The 1,683-nt window shown below is 56.7% G+C and carries 1 pseudogene; it reads right to left on the bottom strand.

The features are described from left to right. Nucleotides 1-36: 36 nt before the first annotated feature. Nucleotides 37-1,607: pseudogene (locus AC0B60_RS20170) on the bottom strand (IS3 family transposase). Nucleotides 1,608-1,683: the final 76 nt, after the last annotated feature.

Raw genomic sequence — 1,683 nt, 5'->3', positions numbered from 1 at the left:
CGGCGATTTTCAACCCAGTTGTCCAAATGACCGCGTTTAAGCGGCCAGTTTATTGCGCTCAACTTCCTGCAACTTGCCAGGGTTTAGCGCTACCGGTCCGGTGACATCCCAGTTTCGGGTGCCTCCGGACCAGCGCCTTGGATTCCGGCGCTTTGCTCTTTCATAAACCATTTTCCGGTGCGCCAGGCGCTCGTGATCAACACCTCGATGCCGGTCTGCCGGCGTCACGAACCGAATGCCGCTGTGCAAGTGTCGCTCGTTGTAGGCGTACTCGAACGCCAGCATCCAGTCGCGGACTGCCGTGAGCGATTTAAAGCCTTTTGAGGGCCACTTCGGGCAGTATTTGACGGTCCGGAACAACGACTCCGAGTAAGGGTTATCGTTGCTCACTCTCGGACGGCTGTGGGACATCAACATGCCCAACTCTGCCAGCCGGGCCTTGAGCGTATAGGATGTCATCGGTGCGCCGTTATCAGAGTGCAACACCGGCGGATTGTGCCAGCAACCTTCCCGCAGCAGAGCGCGTTCAACCAGCTTCTTGGCCAACTCGCCGGATTCCGCTTCATGGATCTCCCAAGCAATAATCTTGCGACTGTAGATGTCCATAATCAGGTACAGATACCAATGCTGGCCACGCACTGCTGACGGACAATAACTGATGTCCCAAGTCCACACCTGGTTCGGGCCAGTCGCGGTGAAGCCGGTCGGCTCCGGCACCTTTCGAGGCGCTTTCATGCGGCCCCGGTGATTCTGTTGCTGATGTTTTTTCAGTACTCGGTAAAACGACGACTCAGAGGCCAGATAGACGCCTTTATCAGCCAGTGACGGCACGATCTGTGACGGCGGCGAACTCCAGTACTGAGGTTGATTGCATGCGCTCAGAATGGCCAATTCCTCGGCTTGTGTGAGTTTGTGGGGCTGCTCGACCGGCTTTACCTCAGGGCGCTGGTCTTCATCAACCTGGCCATTAGGGCCTCGCCAGCGCTTCAATGTACGCTCGCTGATGTCCATTAACTCCGCCACTTTGTATCGGGCGGCACCACCGGCGACAGCTTCATCAAACAGCTCCAGGAGCCTTGCACGTTCGTCCAGCGGTGTCAGTCGTCCTCGCTGCTGTCCGGGTCTTCGCCGTACAAGGCTTCGAGCTTTTTTGACAACACCAGTAGTGAGGTCGTTTCAGCCAGAGCCTTGTCCTTGCGGCGCACTTCCGACTTCAGCTTCTTGATCGTTTTGCGGGACGCTCGTTTCTGCTTCTGAGCCGCTTTATCCCGGTCTTCCTCCATGCCAGCGCCCTGAAGGCAGGCTTCTTTCCAGCGCTGAACTTGCTCCGGATACAGGCCTTTCTCACGGCAGTAGACACTGAGTTCCGCTTCAGACATAGAGGCCGTTTCCACGACAACGGCCAGCTTGGCCTCGGGGGACCAGTCTTCCCCGGTATTACGATTACCTGGCACGGGCATTCCTTGTTCTCGACACTGTTTTAACCAACTATACAGAGTCACATCGGATATGCCTTCCTCTGCCGCCACCGATACGACACTTCGGTTCTGTGGTGGTAACAGCTTCTTCAGGACTGCGGCTTTACGTTCTTCGGAATAGCGTGGCATGAATGCTCCCATGCCGCCCCCGTCTAGTGAAACTCAGGCGAGATCGCCAACTGGACAACTAGGCTGACAGAGGGGG

The sequence above is a fragment of the Marinobacter sp. V34 genome, assembly GCF_055524115.1.
The sequence above is the reverse complement of the archived record's forward strand: the minus strand, read 5'-3'. Positions and strand labels throughout refer to the sequence as shown.